Raw genomic sequence first — 17010 nt, 5'->3', positions numbered from 1 at the left:
GCTTACCACTAACCTAAACAACTCCTGGAATACACACTTTAAAACTAGGATAACATTCACTTGCAACCGGCATTAGTTTTAAATTTACACCATATAGTTTTTTGAGATTCTCTTCGGATAGGATTTCTTTGCTTTTGCCATATGCTAAAACATACCCGTCTTTGACCATAAGTACTTTATCAGCATACAAAAAGGCGTGTTCCGGAACATGAGTAGCCATAATGACCGCTATGCCTTTTTGGGAAAGCTTTTTTATTTGGTTTAGTATTAAAACTTGATTTCCAAAGTCTAAGTTATTAGTTGGCTCATCCATAATCAGAAGTTTTGTCTGTTGAGCTATTGCCCGCGCTATTAAAACCAGTTGTCTTTCTCCACCGCTTATTTTTGTAAAGATTTTATCCTTTAAATGAAGTATGCTTAATGCTTTCATAGAGTCCAATGCAATTTGTATATCCTCCGCTTTAGGTACTGACCATATGCTAAGTCCGGGAGTTCTTCCCATAAGTACCATTTCTAAGGCTGTATATGGAAAAACTGTACTATAGTTTTGAGGAATATATCCGATATAAGTGGCGATTTTGTCATAAGGCCATTTTGAGATATCACAGCCGTCAATGGAAATAACACCGGACAAAGGCGGTTTAAGTTTCATGATTGTCTTAAAAAGCGTGGTCTTGCCCGAGCCGTTAGGACCCAATATACATAAAACTTCTCCGGTGTTTAAGGTAAAGGATACATCCTTTAAAACCGCTATACCCTTATACCCAACTGCAACTTCGTTTAGGTCCAACTTCACTTTTATTCCCTCCAACCCTTGTATAATAGTATTAAAAAGAAGGGAGCACCTATAAAGGCCGTAAGTATTCCCAATGGCACTTCCACAGGAAAAAGGCCCCGAGAAACACAATCCACTCCCAGCAAAAAAGTACCGCCCATGACTATGGTTGCAGGAAGAAGATGCATATAATTAGAGCCAACAAGTAATCGCGCTAAATTTGGTATCACCAGCCCTATCCAACCGATAACACCGCTTATACATACGGATGTTGCCGTAAGAACAGTGGAGCAAATGATAACAATCAGCCGCAGACGTTGTGTATTGACTCCAAGGGCTTTAGCCTCTTCATCTCCCAGTGACAGCACACTTATTTGCCAACGCAATAGGCAAAGCACCGTTAAACTTATGAATATGGGAATACACGCAAATTTTACACTACGCATGCTCATACCTGATAGGCTTCCCATTAGCCAAAAGGTTATGGTGGGAAGCTTATCAAAAGGATCAGCCACATATTTTATAAGGGATATTGCCGATGAAAAGAGTGTGCTTACAAGCATGCCGGTTAGAACCAATGCCACCGCCGAATCGGTGCGAATCCTTTGGCTTATGATAAAGGCCAACAACACCGAAATTATTCCAAAGATAAAAGCTGAAAGCTGTATTCCGTAATGGCTAAATGAAAAATAAATGGCAAGACTTGCCCCAAAGGCCGAACCGGCTGAAGCCCCTAAAACATCCGGCGAAGCCAGAGGATTTTTAAAAATACCTTGATAAGCTGCGCCTGAAGCTGCCAGAGATGACCCTACCAAAACTGCTGCTAAAATTCGAGGAAGCCTCAGATTCATTATAACGGTCTCGACTACATCAGGTACTTCTTTGGAAACATGGAAAAATCTAAGTATAAGAAAATCCAAAAGCTGTTTTATTGTCAAAGGATACCGACCTACTGTAAAAGATATTATAAAGACTACAGCAAATATTATGGTGAGAAATGTAAATTTATTTTTGATATGTGTATGCCTTATTGAGATGAGGTTTTTATTATTGACTTCATTGATTTTTATATCCATAGATGTCTTTCCTTCCGTTTAATTAATTTACTGCTGTGATAGATTTTTTCACAAATGCCTGCACCTGTGACACAACTTCATTGTTATTCGCCCCTGGAGTTAACAGAATTATTTGAGTCTTTTGGCTTACCAAGCTTTTGAATTGCTCCACGTTTTTATAGGTTGTTTTTAAAAGAGTGGTCTTTTTTAGTTTTTGAAAATTGCTATGGGATTTTAATACACCTAAAACAGGCACATCGCTTAGGAAAATTTTTACTACCTCCTGAAGGAAATCATCCCTTTGAAACTCCATACCTCCAAGTTCATCAGCTATAAGCAGTTTTTTACGCTGCTGCAGACCCTTTGATAAATATTTTATGCTAAAGTATGTAAAGACTTCGTTATCAAAAGACCAAGTCCCATTGGGGTTTTTATATATAAATAGCCGCTGTCTTCCTTCCGGCTTTATGTCTTTGATATCCCGATTCAAACCATAGGTTTTTACACTCTCTATGGGATTTATCAAGAAACCTACCTTTTGTTTATTTTTCAATATCCTTTGAGTATAATAACCTCCGACAAAGTCGATATAAGGTATTATTGAATCCATTATAATTATAGATTTACCTATGCCGATATCGCCTTGCAGTAGCAAATTCTTGTATCCCATAGCAAGTCTCCTTAGCGTTGTATTTATGTTCGAATAACGCTTTCATTAAAAAATGCTCTAAAGCAACTCACTAAAATATTTATTATATAGTTTTGTAAGTATTTCCCCAGCTTCACTGCAAAATTCGTCATATTGGTTTAACAGGGTCTTGGCTTGAGATGTAAGGCATGAACCGCCACCACCAGCACCCCCTGTATTGCTTTCGATAAGCTTAATACCTAATTCCCTTTCAGCTCTTTTTATTATAGACCAAGCTTTACTATAAGACATATTCATATCTTGGGCCGCTTTATTTAAAGAACCTAGTTGTTCAACTTTCTTTAAAAGCATATGGGGCCCTTCACCAAAGGCCTTGGTCTTCCCCTCGATCCATATCTTATAAACCAGTTTCAACTTTTTCTCCACCTCTTACGGATTTACATCATTTAAAAGAAACAGTATAGCTTCCAATACTCCTCCGGAAATAGTTCTGCCTTTATCACTTATGGTATTACAGTAATCTATCTGTCCCCGTGGATCTATATCCCCAATTTTTTGCCCTGCTATAACGGTTAAACCATCATAAATTAATCCTCTCAACACCCCATCAATTTTTGCAAAAACCGGTCGATCTGCTACACTACCTATGATGTCACCTTTTTTTACAAGGCTCCCTATATCTAGAATATTTTTAACCACTCCCGCTCTAGGTGCCCGCAATACTCGATCATCTGTAATACCCTGAATTGGGCCCGGAGTACCTGTATTTTTCTGTGCGGCTCCCTTTAGAATCACTCGTCCCAGATCGTGTCCCCGCATGGTCTCAATCACTGCATGGACATCTTTGCCTGCTTCAAAACCCGGCCCTAATCCAATTACCACCTGTGCATCTTTTATAGTTGTACCAGTGTTTTTTTTGGCTAGGATTGCATCGACTATTACATTTGGACTTAAAGCTCGAGAAATTTCACATTTTTCATCGATTAATACTGGTATTTTTCTTCCTGCTAAAGCATCCCGGATTTCTTTTAAATCTCTGACCTGCTTTGATTCCACACCTTCTACCTGCCAATTGCCTTCAAATATGCAATTTCCGAAAGATACATGCCTTCGTACCATCAAGGGTTTTTCCACTTCGGTCATAATAATTTGAAATCCCGATCGGTATAGTCTGTGCGCTACAGCAGACGCCATTTCGCCGGCACCCTTTATTAAAACCACCAAATCTTGCAAGCTCAGCCCTCCTGATTTTTTTGTTTCATAATATACTTCATGTGCGGCACGCTCTTGTTATAAGTAATAGCCTGAATTTGAGCCATAATGGAAAGGGCTATTTCTTCAGGGGATTCACCTCCTATATCTAAACCTATAGGAGAGTAAACTTTACCAATGAGTTCATTGGATATACCCTTTTCCCGTAAATTCTCAAAACATGTCCTAACTTTAGAAACACTCCCTATCATACCTATATATAATGCATTTGAATCAATTACAGCCTCCAGGACAGCTTGATCATATTTATGAGCATGTGTTACTATTACTATGCAGGTATTCTCATCGATAGAAACTTTCCTCAAGTTCTCCAGAATATCACCCACAAGAAGCTGACTTGCTTCCGGAAAGTTCTCCTTCGTAGCACGGTTTTCCCGATCATCAACAACGATAATCGTATATCCTAAAATATTAGCCATTTTACATAGTTTTTCCCCTACATGTCCGGCTCCTATAATTATAAGCCGTTTTTTTTTGGGAAATACTTTAACAAAATACCTAATATTTCCACCACAAATCATAGGCAATGATTTTTCATTTTCCGCACCCAGTTCATAGAAAAAAAGTTTCGATTCCTTTACCCTGAGACATTCGGCCGCATCGCTTTTAGCCCTTTCTTCGAGAATTCCTCCGCCAATAGTCCCTTCCAAAAGCACACCCTTTTTATCAACTAACATCATACTTCCTGGCCCTCGGGGAGTAGAACCAGAAGATTCCACTACCGTTACTAGTGCCGCAGGTTCATTTTGAGCTATCATGCAAGCAAGCTTCTCTATTACTTTAGAACCTTCCAATACCATCACCTCATAATAATCATCATTAATAATCAATGTCTTTTAATATACCTGGATCATCGGCCTGCCAGTACATAACTTCATCTATATGCTTTTTTATAATTTCCCGTGCTCCCCTATCACCTGAGATATTGTATATTTCATCATTGTAAGTGCAAGCCATTAAAACCGGATGGCCTTTCTTTCCATTGTAGACAGGGATGATTATCTTACTCCTAGTTGTTTTATGTAAATCAATAATAGAATCTAAGGTTTCCCTTTGAATATACGGCATATCTCCTAATATTATTACAACAGCAGAAATCCCTTGGGGCACCTTAGATATCCCCAGCTTGAGCGATGTGCTCATACCCAATGGATAGTCGGCATTATAGTAGGATCTAATACCAGCACGCTTTGCTATTTTTTCACCTAAATTTCTTTCATATCCAGTGACCAATAGGACATCATCTAGACTAGATTGTACTGCCATCTCAACAACGCACTGTAGCATGGGCTTTCCCTGAATATCCCTACTCAACTTGCCTCCACCGGCCCTTTTCCCTTCCCCTGCCGCTAAAATAATACCGCATATTTTTATACTATCTTTTGATGATTCTCCCATTATAAAATCACCTTGATTCTAGAAGTTTCACAATTAAAAGATGTGAGTAAAATGCGAAAAATCTCTATATTGCTTACGTTTTTTATGGATTCCGCCAACTTTATTGCAAGGTCTAATATTTGATTATTATCAACTTTATTTATCACAACAACTTTCTTCATTTGCTCTGTAGCACCTTTAAACAGACCATATGGAGAAAATATTAGGTTTTGTATCACCGCCTCATCGATAATCCCACCTAAAGGTTTCCCTGATATCATGCTTAAAAATTCAGGCCGGTGTACAGTCTTGTCATCTATAGTGCGACCTAGAGCATCAATCCCAATTACACCTATCAATATGGTTGTTTTCTTTGGGATAACAGGTTCATTATATGCAGGCGCTTTTATAGGCAAGCCTTTGGATCCGTCAGCTTCTATTAGTATATTATCGGCAATGCCCATATCGGCGATAATATCAATACTTTCCATGGATAACCCACGTATTTTTCCATCAGACACTTCGTTATCTGCCCAAAAAGCCACGTTCGATGCATCAAATATTTGGTTTATTTTATTGGCGGCTCTTTTGGGGCAATTTTCTAGAATCATTAGTTCATAAGCTTTTCCCGTAGGTTTTTTGAGATGAGTTGTAGTTGTTATAAGGACTCTCCTCTGCAATGAGGATAGTTCACGGGCTAAGGCATACATGAAAGAGGTTTTACCTCCTGCCCCTACTAGAGATATTACTTCATTATTCTCAATTATGTTTAAAGCATTAAGCAGCATATTGCTACCCCACATTTTTTGATTATATAAAAAGAACAAGACACGTTTGTAAATTATATCATTAGAAAGCATACTCTACGCTTATTGTTTATTCTACTATCAAAAGTCAATTATTTCTACATTATTCTAATTATAATCAAACGCACTAGATGTTGACCGTACAATTATAAAAATAGGTTATACGGTAAATAATCATTATATTATGAATAGTATGCAGTATTTCAAGAGATATTAATTTCCGATGGCACAGTTACTATCTCTTTATCTATGCATAATATAGAACCCCATATTATGTGTCGTTCATATATATCCTCCGCAGCCTTCATACCATTTAACAAAGCACTATATATCTTTTTCTTGCTTAGGCATCCTACTTTCAGTGTGATTTGATGGCCGGGTATGTCAGTCTCTGAATCTATCTCCTCTGCATAACATCGAATTATTTCAGGGTCTTCCACATTAGTCTCATTACCAAGATATGTAGCGCAAGCATCTGCCAAGGTAGCATTTTCAGCTATAGCTACCGCTGCAGTAGCTATGCCTTTAGTAAAACTCCTACCTCCTATCCCACTGGTACAAATTCCAGTCACATTCTTATCGGAAATCATCAGGGTTAAAAAGGGGGTAGGAGAATTTTTTGACACAGGAATACCTATCTTTATAGGATTTCCCCTTATATCTTTAAATGCAATATCTCCGCCGTTGTTTATAATGACTCTTTCGGCTCCAAGTGCAAGTGCCTTTTCAAGGGCAATATCGGAAAAAGCACCTGCTACTGCCGCCAGAGGAGTAAGGGTTTCATCCCCTACTCTCTTGACTGCAGCTAGCATCTTTTGTACTGATATGGGATAGTTTTGTACAGACTCCCTTACACGATCTTGACCTTTAATAAGAGACATGTATTCACAAGCTCTTTTGAACTCTTCAATAACATCTAAGCCTACCATAAACGCCAGTTCTGGTTGTCTTTGTACTTTAATTGAAACATCCATTAACATGCGTATGGGTCCATATTCAAGAAATACTCGACCGTCCTCCAATTGGTTCATCATTTTTTATGACTCTTTCAGTTTCTTGAGAAGTTCTTGTTTTGACATAACATGGTTTACATGGCCACCGATTTCTTCGTATTTTTCACGAGTCATAGTGTATTCCACCGGTGCAACGGTAGCTGGCGTCGGCACCCAAGTTAACGGTTCGGGAACCATTTTTGAAACATCCACCATAAAGTTTATGCCACCACCGGGAAGCACAAAAGTTGGAGCTCCTGCGATAGTTAATTTTATTTCTTCCCTATGTATAGCATCGGTAAGTGCTTTGGGCAAATTAGTCACCCCGGCTCTGGCACTTCCTCCAGTACCACCGGTATATATAACCGAAACCATTGACCGCTCACATGTATCTGCAATGATCTTTACTGCATCCCTCACCGATGGGAGCATTTCTATAGATTTTACAGTACCATCCTCTTGTATCTCAAAAAGGGCAGCTTGCTGACCTGTAGTTTCGGTCACCAATATTTTCATACCAGGACGGGCGATACCCATATCTATGGACTTTATGGCATCCCTTGGATCGGTAATTTCCGTTCCTCCCCAGCCGTGTCCCGGTTTTCCAAAATATCTACCGTTGGTACTCTTGCGGCCGTATGGAACCACACCGCTATAAGCCATGCCTACCGCCTTACCAGCCATATGCTCCGATAAAAGCCCTATTATGTGATAGTCAAGAATTATCGCCTCGTCTACTACCTTAGATAATTGCCTGGCAAACATACCTACAGTAGCACTGCCACAACCTACCCGCATCAGTTTTTCTTCCTGACCGTCAATTACTGGAGGAAAACCATGTTGAATTTCCATAGTACTTCCCTTATCCACTTTTAATGTAACCCTGCGGCCATTAACTAAGTCTACTATGGTCCTGGCTACTATAAAGCCATCATTGCTACCGCTTAAGAGATTTGCACCACCAATAGTCAGCATCTTAGAACCATATTCCTCCGTTGTAACCATTCCTACAATCTTCCCATCCCGTCGAACTTTTGCCCCCTCTTCCCCAATGTGAAGATTTGTATCGATTTTAACCTTGACACCACTGTAACTAAGAGGTGCTTCAGTGACTACGGTAATCACATCAACTCCATCAATAGACTCACTGACAATATATGGTGCTGGATAGGAACAAGGGTAGTTGGTACCACTGCCTACAGCAGTAATGAGCGGCTTATAAGGCAGCTTGGCTGTCTCCGTTTCGGCTGTTATGGCTTCCACTACCAGCTTTCTATTTCTCATTAGTTCTCCGTTTACATGAGTATATCGCTTGCACGCACCGGTTTTTTCCGGTGGAATTGAACAGTTTACAGGGCAGTGGGTACATGTAATATTCTCCGGTGCCCTTTCTTCAGTCCTTTTAATAGCTTCAAATGTGCAGACTCTGAAACAAATTCCGCAATTAACGCAATTATCATTTATTTTTGCCTTTTTGTTAATAACTTTGATTGCTTCAAGGGGGCAATTTTTAACGCATAAACTACAGCCCCTGCATTTTTCCAAATCAATCACAATCATAATCACTTTACCTCCGTATATATTTTAGCAAACAACCGCTTTTATTGCGGGAGGAGGAGTATTTCTACTCTTTGTTGCCACTAGCTTTCCATCAATTATTACCATGGAAATCCCGGGGAGATCTCCGGCTTCCAGTGCTTGAATGCAATTTTTGCCTACAGAACCCATAGGAGCATCCATCAATACAAGATCTGCTTCCCGACCTTCTTCTATTATCCCTACATTAAGGCCATAAACACGAGCAGTATTGCCAGTAGCCATACATAGGGCTTCTTCAGCTGATACACCTGTCATAGAAGCTATAAAACATACGGATCTTAAGATTCCCAAGGGTATAATCCCAGTTCCTGACGGCGAATCATTACCAAGGATGACCCGGTCTAATTGATTTTTCTCTTTCAACCATTCAATAGCTTGTTTAAATACTTTGAAATTACCGCATTGAACCATTTCCAGGGTTATTGATGTTTCATCGATCAACTTTTTTACTTCTTCTATCGGTATAGCAGTAGGACCTCCATTCAGATGAGATACCACATGAGGATTGACTTGCATTACATCAGCAGCTGTAACGGTAGTGCTACCGGGAATCGATGTGCCTCCGGTATGCATCATTGTCTTAAATCCATGTTTTTTCGCCCACTCTACCATAGGGGCTGCGTCTTCAGGTTTGTTAATACTACCTAGGCCTATCTCCCCTACTAACCATACTCCCTCCCGGGCTAGTTCCTCAAAATCCTTTTCTGTAAGGCCTTTTTCCAATATGAGGGCACCACCGTGAAGTTTGACACCGCCAGGTCTCATATTTTGGAAACTTTTGTGTGCCAATATAGCTAATGCCTTAGTTCCTGCTACATCTTTCGGTCTGCCAGGAGTATGACATTCCCCTGCGGATATCATTGTGGTTACTCCTCCATGAAGGGAACTATCAATAAACCCTAATGTGTTTTGGCGTGGTGTAAAATCTCCTATAACCGGATGCACATGTGAGTCTATAAGGCCTGGAGTAACGGTTATGCCTTTTGCATCAATTACCTTGTCACATTGGTATTGCTTTAATAATTCCTCATTCCCTAGCTTTGCAATTTTCCCGTCTTCAATGATAATTGTGTTAGACGAAGAAATTGGTTTTTTAATATCACCACTTACCAAAGTTCCTATGTTTTTAATAGCTATAATAGTCATATTTAAGACTCCTTTTTATTTATATTTTTGATAAGTAATTAGGTGATTTATATAAAGTAAAATTGTCTTCAATCAATTTATTTGTCAAATTTATAATAGGTCTGTTCGATAAATCTTTCCTGTGTCACCGGAATATCCGTAAACCGTTCACCTGTAGCATTATAAATGGCATTTAGTATAGCAGGGGCTGTAGGAATTAGTGACGGTTCACCGACACCCTTTGCTCCATAAGGACCCGTTTCTTCTTTCTCTTCCACAATGATTGGGTATACTTCAGGTACATCCTTTGCTGTGAATAATAGATAATTAGATAAATTCGGGTTGGTTATTCGACCATTCGACAACAAAACCTCCTCTAAAAGGGCATAACCTGCACCCATTAAACACCCCCCTTCAATTTGTCCTTCAATCAGCGACGGGTTTACAGCTTTTCCTACGTCATGAGCAGCTATAATTTTTTTAACTTTAATTTCTCCAGTCTCTGTATTAACTTCCACTTCCGCTATGTGAGTAGCAAATGCATATGTAGCATATGGTATGCCAGCCATTGTTTGAGCATCCAAATAAGTTGTATCCGGGTTAAAGGAACCGCTGCCTATTACTAGTATCCCACGCCGGTCGCATTCCTCTAAGAGTTTTGCCATGCTGATGGATTTATCTGTATCTTTTACAAAAGCCATTTTATCTTTTAAAAGGATTTTATCTTTATCATCCTGTAGCAGATCTGCAGCTAGATCTACAAGGGTTTGCCGAGCCATTTCTGCAGCCCGCTTGCACGCATTGCCGGAAATGTAGGTTTGTCGACTGGCCGATGTAGCACCGGCTTCGGGTGTTACCCCAGTATCAGCAGAAGTTACGAATACATCTTCAAAATCTATACCTAAAGTCTCAGCTACGATCTGGGCAAGAACAGTATTGGAACCCTGACCAATATCTGCGCATCCGGTGAGTAAAGTCGCTGAACAGTCACTATGCACCTCGACAAAAGCTGCAGCAGGATTGGGTAGGCCGGTGTTCCCTATACCGTACCACATACATCCGATACCTATTCCAGTTTTTATCACAGAATCCCCTCCCATCCTTTTAACATTTCTTTTGCCTTTTCGACTGCTGCATCTAAGGTCTTTTCTATTCCAACACTTGAGGTAAGCAGTTGGTTTGTAGCAGTGTAAGATCCAGGTTTTAGAACATTTCTTTTTCTTATTTCATAGGGACTTATCCCTAGCTCTTTTGCCAGTATATCCATTTGACTTTCGTGAACTATCGCTGCTTGAGGGACACCGAAACCTCTCATAGCGCCAGCCATAGGATTATTTGTATAAACTAAATGACCTTTAACTTTTACATTTGGAATATCATAAGGGCCTGTAATATGAACCACAGTCCTAGTGATTACTCCAGGCCCATAAGATGCATAAGCTCCTGTATCCAGAATCATATCAGCATCCAAGGCCATCAGCTTTCCTTCCTTGGTAGCACCTGTTTTGCATCTGATTATAGCTGGGTGTCGTTTAGATGAAGCCATAGTAGACTCTACTCGAGAGTAAATGATTTTTACTGGTCTCTTTGTATAATAAGCTAATAAAGCCGCATAACACTGAGTGGATATGTCTAGTTTTCCACCAAATCCCCCTCCGGTTTCTGCCTGGATTACTCGAACCTTGCTTCTTGGCATATTTAGAACACGAGCTACTTCAGCTCGATCAAAGTGAACATTTTGTGAAGAGCACCACACAGTTATAACTCCATTTTCATAACTACCTATACCACACTCTGGTTCAATAAACATATGTGAAACAAAATTAGTTTTATAATGGTTTTCTACAATGATGTCACTTTTTCTAAACCCTTCTTCAACATCGCCCTTAATAAGGTTTTTTATTGCTATTATGTTTGTATCTCCGTGAACTTTTACAGAATCTTCTTTTATAGCTTCTTTAACATCGACTACGGGCGGTAATTCTTCCAACTCAACTTTAATCCGTTCTAGAGCCTCCTCGGCTATCTCTTGAGTTTCTGCCGCTACTAAAGCTATGGGATCTCCGATATGGGCAATTTTATGATCCACTAAAACAGGCTCATCTTTTAGTATGATTCCTACACGATTAGCTCCGGGAATATCTTTGTAAGTCAGAACCGCTTTTACACCGGGCAAACTTTTAGCATCTGTTGTATCTATATTCTTCAGAATTGCATGAGGAACCTGACTTCTAAGGACTTTTCCGTAAAGCATATTTTCAAAGCGCATATCGCCAGCAAAAAGAGCTTCTCCGGTTGTCTTTTTTAAGGCGTCTTTTCGAATAATACTTTTCCCTATCACTCTTATATCATCAGAAATAGCTTCTTCAGTTAGCTTTTTTAAAGTTTCAGTCTTTTTTCTATCATTTGTCCTGTTATTTTCATCTTTCCCTTCAAGATATTTTACAGCTGTTTCGACTGCCTTTATAATCTTTTCATAACCGGTACACCGACAGAGATTTCCTGAAATTGCAGTTTTTATGTCCTCACGAGTTGGATGTGGATTTCTGTCCAGAAGAGCCTTAGCAGCAAGTATCATCCCCGGTGTGCAAAATCCACACTGCACTGCTCCGGAATCAATAAAAGCCTGTTGAAGTGGGTGTAACTCTCCATTTTTTTGTAGACCCTCGATAGTTGTAACTCTATGTCCATTGACCTGTGGTGCCAAAACAAGGCATGATGTTACCGCTCTCCCATCTATCAAAACTGTGCAAGCACCACATTCTCCCACAGAACAACCCTCTTTTACTCCTGTGAGCAAAAAGTCCTCTCTCAACATATCCAAGAGTCTTTTTCTCGGATCTACCTCCACCGATACACTTTCATCATTTAAAATAAAAGATATTTTTACTTCTTCCAAACCTGTCACCTCCATCAGTTTGACCATAATTCCATGTAAAGTCGATTCAGTAATTCCCTTGAAATGCCCTTTATGCTCTGTCGCTTGAAAGGTAACGATGGCCTGTTTCCTATATTTTTCACCGCTATTTCTGATATTACTTCAACGCAATCATCAATAAGCTTCTGTGAGATATCTTTTCCGATTAGCACTTCTTCGGCTGAAGTCGCCCTTATAGGATTTTTAGCTACTGCTCCCAAGGCTATTCTAGCGTCTCGACATCTCATAGTGTTTTCTTCAACTTCAATAAGACATGCTATGCTTATTCTGGCAATGGATAAAGCGGCACGCCGACCAAGTTTTCTAAAACCTGTTACAGTGTTTTCTGACGGTATCTTAAATGATATTTCTGTCAGTATCTCATTTTCATTTAAATTGGTCTTATTTATACCTTTTAAAATATCTTGAACCTTGAATTCTCTAATCCCCGAAACACTCTCAAGCTTAACTGTAGCATCAAGAACCATAAGGCTGGTACAGAATCTGTAGCCGGTGAAGCATTGATAATGTTACCCCCAATTGTAGCCCAGTTTCTAATCTGGGGGGAACCCATTGAATAACAAGATTCATGAAGTACTCTTGCCTTTCTTTTGATGAGTTCTGATTCAATAACATCGGTAAAGGTGCTCATGGAACCTATCTTGATGTATCCGTTTTCCTGTTTTATATAATTCAAATTTTGGGTATTCTTTAGATCAATTACTACTTCAGGGTTTATTTTCCTTTCTCTAATAGCTATGACTAGATCAGTTCCTCCAGCTAAGATTCTTTTATCACCTTTTACACTGTCAAGAATTTTTAAGGCTTGATTTATATCTGAAGGCGCAAAGTATTTGAATTCCTGCACTAACCCTACCCCCTTTGTTTATTACAATATTATAAAAAGTATTTTTTTACCAGAGTAAAGGCTATTTACCTTTACTCTGGGTTTTGGTTGAGTCTTTAACTTTAGACCTCGATTTTTAAATCGCCGGGCTCGATTATTTCCTTCTTGCGCATAATTTCAGAGACAATCCAAGCTACTACCGCCGGGATCACGACACTGACCATAATTAAGCCAATCCAATCCATGGCGGTGGGGATCATGGCTACCTCGCCGTGGGCAAGAGCTTGCTCCGAAGGCGTATACCAACCGGTGATAACGCCGATGGGACCGACGAGACCGGAGGTGCCCATACCTGAGGAGATAGGAGGTCCGTTTTGTTTAAGCCTAAAAACAACAGTAGCAACAGGGCCATTGATGATAGAAGCAACCACTGCTGGTATCCATAGAACCGGTTTTTTCAACAGATTAGGTATTTGCAGCATGGATGTACCAAGACCTTGGGCTGCTAAACCGCCGATTTTATTTTCTCTGTAAGAGGCGACTGCAAAGCCAATCATGTGAGCGCAGCAGCCAGCATGGGCAGCGCCGCCGGCCAGACCAACCAGCCCTAAAGCGGCAGCCAGTGCCGCAGAGCTAATTGGTAGTGTAAGAACGATACCCATAATAGCGGAAACCAGAATTCCCATTATGAATGGCCTCATTTCTGTTGCCCAGATAATGATGTTGCCAATCCAAGAAGCAAAGGCACCGATGGGCGGAGCCAAAAAATAGGCAGCTGTGACGCCTACAACAATCGTAACAAAAGGTGTAACAATTAAGTCAATACGCGTTCTTTTGGAAACCAGCATACCGCAAAAGGCAGCAATAAGGGCAATGAAGAATACGGCCAAAGGGCCGCCAGCGCCGCCTAATTTGTTAGCAGCCTGACCTACAGCCACCAAAGAATAAAGAACGAAGGGAGGTGCTTGTAAAGCGTAACCGATGGATACTGCCATGGCTGCGCCGGTACCTGCCGTGGCATAGGCACCAATTTCGTTAAGAAACGGGAATTTAAGTAGATTGCCCAGGGTGTTAATAATTGTACCGATTAATAATGACGCAAATAGACCGTGAGCCATAGCACCAAGAGCTTTGATACCAATTCTGTCAAAAGTGAGTTCGATGTTTTGCTCTTTTAGATAAGCAGAAAAACCCTTTTCTTTCTGTTCGGACATTTTATACCCTCCTTGTATAAAATAAAATTAGTTTAAATCCAGAGTAATTAAACCTAATAACCGCAAGGTTTAGAGCCTCTTAAAAAAGTTTCATTTTTTCTCTTTATAACTAAAGACCGTTTACACAAATCAGGGGTCTTCCATAATAATACTTAGTATTATTATGGAAAAAACAGCCTCTCCTTGTTACACCTTTTGGTAACTTCTTTTTTTGAGTGTACCACCTCCTTATGTTTTAACGGCAGCAGCAAGTGTTAATGGGTATGTGTTCCTATTTGCTCTAAGAGTTATGAGATTGAATGTTCTCGGGTAATAAGCCGCAAGAATTGGTATTTCTTTTTGCATTTTTTTAGCCTGATATTTGTTTCCTTACTCTCATTTTGTTTTTTTTTGCTTTCACAGCTTAAAAGTTTTTGTTTTGTTATTTTTAGTGCTTTTATTGGTTTTTTACAGGCATTTTTTCCTGTTTCCGAACTTACTCGTAGCTGTTATTAAATTGATTGTATTCGCATAATTTGTGAGATATTATTTAAATCTAAGATATTATTTTGAATATACGTTCCAAAACAAACTTGATATTTTTAAATTGCTAAAATATTTTTTGTAACTATTATTATAGGTTTGACCGAGTTTGGGGTCCTTTATCTGAATTTAGGTATAACTAAGTTATGGGATTTTGCTTCAGAACAATCGTTTAATAGCGTTAAGAATGATTATGAGATTGATAGATGTAGGTTAATAAGCATGAATGGGTAATTCTTTTTAAATTTTTCTACTATGAATTGTAATGTTGCTAAGGCTGAAAATGAGCATTTTTATATGTGGTTTGAAGTATTTATTTAGTTTATTATTATATTCCGCTGCCAATTAATATCTTCTTCAGGAAAGTCAGATCTATAGTGTGCTCCTCTACTCTCTTTTCTTAAAATACAAGAATCTATTATCATTTTTGAGGTCTGGATCATATTTTGGCATTCAATCCAATCTCTCAATTTTAGAGGTTTTAAGTTTTTTATTTGTTGTTCTAGTTCTTCTACTTTATCTTTTGCTCGTTGCAGATCATCTTCATTCCTAACAATTCCTGCTGATTCCCACATATTTCTTCTTAATATATTTTTTATATTCGTTGGACTCTCCTCGCCTATATTAGGAACCCAATTAGCAGTTTCTTCTTTAACAAAGTTTACAGAAATCTTTGTTTTGCTTCCAGCATAATGAGCGGATTCCTCTCCTGCAATATGACCAAATACTACAGTTTCAGTAAGGGCATGCCCCGCTAACCGATTTGCTCCATGTAAACCTCCGGCTACTTCTCCGCAACAGAATAATCCTCTTACATCTGTAGATGTATCTGCATTTATTTTAACGCCGCCCATCATAAAATGAGCAACAGGTGAAACTTTGATTTGCTCACCTTTATATTTTAAATAATTGTCGTATAAGTCATCACATTCTTCTTTCATAAAATCCTTGTCGCAATCCTCTATATTAAGATATATTTCCTTTTGAAAAAACATTTCACGAGATAAAATATCTCTGTTCTCCAGCTCCTTTTTGGGATACTTATCCATAAATCTTTCGCCTTTTTCGTTTAAGTATTTAGCCCCATGGCTAAAAATATCTGGGAAAATATCGTGTTGAAAGGGATATACTGTTCTATATGGGTAGAACTGAATAAACTCCATATCTATCAAAGGCAAGCCAGCTCTTAAGGCCATAGCATACCCGTCCCCGGTTAAGTCATTGGTATTGCTAGTTTGGATGTAATTATATCCTCCTCCACCTGTCGCAATTACCACAGCTTTTGCACCGAGAAAATATAGGCGATTCTTATTTTCTATTAAAATTCCGCAGACAGTATCTCTTTCTATTACTATCTGAACTGCCATGTATCCTTCCATTATATTTATGTTGTCTTTAGTTTTTATAATGTTCGAAAGCGGTATAGTAAGATGTTTGCCCATCTTAGGCTTGCATGCAGCAAAATATTTATGATTCTTGCCATCTATAAGTTTTTCTTTAAAGTTCAATCCGACTTTTAACTTTTCAATATTATCCATTTTTTGTGAGGCATGCTCTACGAAAGTATCTACTAAATCCCTATTATTAATATATCTGCCAGCCTCAATAATCTTATTTTTATATGAAAGCTTCTCCTTTAAATGGTCAGGGGGAAACCTATGAACCGATTTAGAAATAACAGAAGCACCGGATCTACCCACAGGTTTTTTTGATATAATGACTACGGATTTATCATAGTTGCTTGCTTCCAAAGCTGCATACATGGCTGCAAGCCCACCACCTATTACTGCTACATCTGTAATTCCTATATTCATTATTTGAAGCATGCTTTTGCTCCTTAAATAAGAAATGTTGTTTTGC

The 17010-nt window shown here is 39.1% G+C and carries 16 protein-coding genes and 1 pseudogene; all 17 read right to left on the bottom strand.

The genetic code is table 11. The annotated features are described in order from the left end of the window. Positions 1-13 precede the first annotated feature (13 nt). A complete protein-coding gene (locus TEPIRE1_RS02130) occupies positions 14-796 on the bottom strand; it encodes an ABC transporter ATP-binding protein (RefSeq protein ID WP_013777548.1) in 783 nt (260 codons plus the stop codon). Between the two features lie 2 nt (positions 797-798). Beyond that, positions 799-1851: a FecCD family ABC transporter permease gene (locus TEPIRE1_RS02125; RefSeq protein WP_013777547.1), complete on the bottom strand. Its 1053-nt coding sequence runs from the start codon at positions 1849-1851 to the stop codon at positions 799-801. 22 nt (positions 1852-1873) lie between these two features. Beyond that, positions 1874-2500 (bottom strand): nucleoside-triphosphatase, encoded by a 627-nt coding sequence (locus TEPIRE1_RS02120; RefSeq protein ID WP_013777546.1) that lies wholly within the window; start codon positions 2498-2500, stop codon positions 1874-1876. A gap of 57 nt (positions 2501-2557) precedes the next feature. Next, the gene (locus TEPIRE1_RS02115) at positions 2558-2893 is read right to left on the bottom strand and encodes a winged helix-turn-helix domain-containing protein (protein ID WP_013777545.1); all 336 of its coding nucleotides are present in this window, start codon (positions 2891-2893) and stop codon (positions 2558-2560) included. Between the two features lie 15 nt (positions 2894-2908). Then, the gene (gene yqeB, locus TEPIRE1_RS02110) at positions 2909-3712 is read right to left on the bottom strand and encodes a selenium-dependent molybdenum cofactor biosynthesis protein YqeB (RefSeq protein WP_013777544.1); all 804 of its coding nucleotides are present in this window, start codon (positions 3710-3712) and stop codon (positions 2909-2911) included. 2 nt (positions 3713-3714) lie between these two features. Then, the gene (locus TEPIRE1_RS02105) at positions 3715-4551 is read right to left on the bottom strand and encodes an XdhC family protein (RefSeq protein WP_041591475.1); all 837 of its coding nucleotides are present in this window, start codon (positions 4549-4551) and stop codon (positions 3715-3717) included. Between the two features lie 19 nt (positions 4552-4570). Beyond that, positions 4571-5149 (bottom strand): nucleotidyltransferase family protein, encoded by a 579-nt coding sequence (locus tag TEPIRE1_RS02100; protein ID WP_013777542.1) that lies wholly within the window; start codon positions 5147-5149, stop codon positions 4571-4573. Then, on the bottom strand, positions 5149-5916 hold the full coding sequence (gene yqeC, locus TEPIRE1_RS02095; RefSeq protein WP_015294905.1) for a selenium cofactor biosynthesis protein YqeC: 768 nt from the start codon (positions 5914-5916) through the stop codon (positions 5149-5151). Before yqeC ends, TEPIRE1_RS02100 begins: the two co-directional genes overlap by 1 nt. Before the next feature lie 221 nt (positions 5917-6137). Continuing rightward, positions 6138-6968: a UPF0280 family protein gene (locus tag TEPIRE1_RS02090; RefSeq protein WP_013777540.1), complete on the bottom strand. Its 831-nt coding sequence runs from the start codon at positions 6966-6968 to the stop codon at positions 6138-6140. 3 nt (positions 6969-6971) lie between these two features. Then, positions 6972-8486: a 4Fe-4S binding protein gene (locus tag TEPIRE1_RS02085; protein WP_013777539.1), complete on the bottom strand. Its 1515-nt coding sequence runs from the start codon at positions 8484-8486 to the stop codon at positions 6972-6974. A gap of 24 nt (positions 8487-8510) precedes the next feature. After that, a complete protein-coding gene (locus TEPIRE1_RS02080; protein WP_013777538.1) occupies positions 8511-9671 on the bottom strand; it encodes an amidohydrolase family protein in 1161 nt (386 codons plus the stop codon). A 77-nt stretch (positions 9672-9748) separates the two neighbouring features. Next, positions 9749-10735, bottom strand: a complete 987-nt coding sequence (locus TEPIRE1_RS14325) for a xanthine dehydrogenase family protein molybdopterin-binding subunit (protein ID WP_013777537.1) — start codon at positions 10733-10735, stop codon at positions 9749-9751. Next, positions 10732-12558, bottom strand: a complete 1827-nt coding sequence (locus tag TEPIRE1_RS14320) for a molybdopterin cofactor-binding domain-containing protein (RefSeq protein WP_331704466.1) — start codon at positions 12556-12558, stop codon at positions 10732-10734. The genes TEPIRE1_RS14325 and TEPIRE1_RS14320 overlap by 4 nt, the downstream gene beginning before the upstream one ends. 5 nt (positions 12559-12563) lie before the next feature. Further along, complete coding sequence (locus TEPIRE1_RS14040; RefSeq protein ID WP_231848355.1) at positions 12564-12836, bottom strand: FAD binding domain-containing protein; 273 nt, start codon at positions 12834-12836, stop codon at positions 12564-12566. 153 nt (positions 12837-12989) lie between these two features. Then, a pseudogene (locus TEPIRE1_RS14035) lies at positions 12990-13435 on the bottom strand (FAD binding domain-containing protein); the annotation flags it as partial. A gap of 101 nt (positions 13436-13536) precedes the next feature. Next, positions 13537-14628, bottom strand: a complete 1092-nt coding sequence (locus TEPIRE1_RS02060) for a PTS transporter subunit IIC (protein ID WP_013777534.1) — start codon at positions 14626-14628, stop codon at positions 13537-13539. Positions 14629-15467: 839 nt separating this feature from the next. Beyond that, entirely contained in the window at positions 15468-16976 is a 1509-nt protein-coding gene (locus TEPIRE1_RS02055) for an FAD-binding protein (protein ID WP_013777533.1), read from the bottom strand. Positions 16977-17010: the final 34 nt, after the last annotated feature.

Source organism: Tepidanaerobacter acetatoxydans Re1, from assembly GCF_000328765.2.
Taxonomy (GTDB): Bacteria; Bacillota; Thermosediminibacteria; order Thermosediminibacterales; family Tepidanaerobacteraceae; genus Tepidanaerobacter; species Tepidanaerobacter acetatoxydans.
Note: the sequence above shows the minus strand (reverse complement) of the source record. Positions and strands in the feature narration are given on the sequence as shown.

Bases quoted from the DNA above. Each gene is read 5' to 3' on its own strand.
- TEPIRE1_RS02125 (WP_013777547.1), bottom strand. From the start codon at position 1,851: ATGGATATAAAAATCAATGAAGTCAATAATAAAAACCTCATCTCAATA.
- TEPIRE1_RS02120 (WP_013777546.1), bottom strand. From the start codon at position 2,500: ATGGGATACAAGAATTTGCTACTGCAAGGCGATATCGGCATAGGTAAA.
- TEPIRE1_RS02105 (WP_041591475.1), bottom strand. From the start codon at position 4,551: ATGGTATTGGAAGGTTCTAAAGTAATAGAGAAGCTTGCTTGCATGATA.
- TEPIRE1_RS02100 (WP_013777542.1), bottom strand. From the start codon at position 5,149: ATGGGAGAATCATCAAAAGATAGTATAAAAATATGCGGTATTATTTTA.
- yqeC (WP_015294905.1), bottom strand. From the start codon at position 5,916: ATGCTGCTTAATGCTTTAAACATAATTGAGAATAATGAAGTAATATCT.
- TEPIRE1_RS02090 (WP_013777540.1), bottom strand. From the start codon at position 6,968: ATGATGAACCAATTGGAGGACGGTCGAGTATTTCTTGAATATGGACCC.
- TEPIRE1_RS02085 (WP_013777539.1), bottom strand. From the start codon at position 8,486: ATGATTGTGATTGATTTGGAAAAATGCAGGGGCTGTAGTTTATGCGTT.
- TEPIRE1_RS02080 (WP_013777538.1), bottom strand. From the start codon at position 9,671: ATGACTATTATAGCTATTAAAAACATAGGAACTTTGGTAAGTGGTGAT.
- TEPIRE1_RS02060 (WP_013777534.1), bottom strand. From the start codon at position 14,628: ATGTCCGAACAGAAAGAAAAGGGTTTTTCTGCTTATCTAAAAGAGCAA.
- TEPIRE1_RS02055 (WP_013777533.1), bottom strand. From the start codon at position 16,976: ATGCTTCAAATAATGAATATAGGAATTACAGATGTAGCAGTAATAGGT.